Annotated in this window: 1 protein-coding gene; it reads right to left on the reverse strand. The window is 39.1% G+C overall.

The genetic code is table 11. From position 1 onward, the window contains the following. The coding region (locus GNE10_RS34875; protein WP_260447158.1) for a hypothetical protein at window positions 1-719 on the reverse strand (719 nt) is incomplete at its 3' end. Between the last annotated feature and the right edge of the window lie 118 nt (window positions 720-837).

Below are 837 nucleotides of genomic sequence, written 5' to 3' on the forward strand. Positions count from 1 at the left end.
GGAGCCGTGTGAATCGAAAGATTCATGCACGGTTTTGTAGCCGAGTCAGGAGGGTGACTTCCTGGCTTAGGCATCTCGTCTGCTTCTAATTCTTGATTTACTCTTAAATTTTCACGCAAGTTGTAAACTAATTCCAGGGTTGCTTTTTGATATGGATGATCTAATGGTAAGGTCTGCAACTCAATAATTGCTTGTGACTGCACGCTTCCTCTACCCAAAAGCCTCAACCATAAAGTCTCCGGTGTTGGCGGTAGTTGATGTATGGCCACAATTGCTGTCCGCAAGGCATCTGGCAGAAAATGTACTCCTGGTGACCAACCTGCTTGTTGCATAGTTCCAAAGCTAGACAACCTAGTTTCAGATACGGTAGGTGTCAGAATCCACAATTTAGGAATTTCTGAGTCCTGGAGTTTGGTTTTATTGGTTTTAGCTTCTCGTCGTAAAAGAGCCTTTACTTCTAATAATTTTAGAATACAGTCGCATATTTCATCAGTAGAAGCTGGATTACGGAAGGGTTCTATGAGTGCAGGATGTTCTGCAAATTTTCCTAACAAACCTAGTATTTCTATATTAGAGCTTTGCTGTTTGACAGGAGTGAATAAAACATCTATTTCTTTAATCTCTCCTGAAACTTTTTCTGATGCTTTGATTTCTCCGTAGTTTTTTAGTAATTCTTCAAGATAGTCTTTGGCAAATTTATCGTGTATGAAACGGGTCATTCGATGTTAAGATTGCGGAAGTTTTGGAATTAATGCAAAATTTTATTATATAGCAGTCTTAGAGGATGTTTGAAAAGTCATGATTGATGTATCAAATATTTTGACCCCACCCTAACCC

The organism is Nostoc sp. 2RC (genome assembly GCF_014222165.1).
GTDB lineage: Bacteria > Cyanobacteriota > Cyanobacteriia > Cyanobacteriales > Nostocaceae > Nostoc > Nostoc linckia.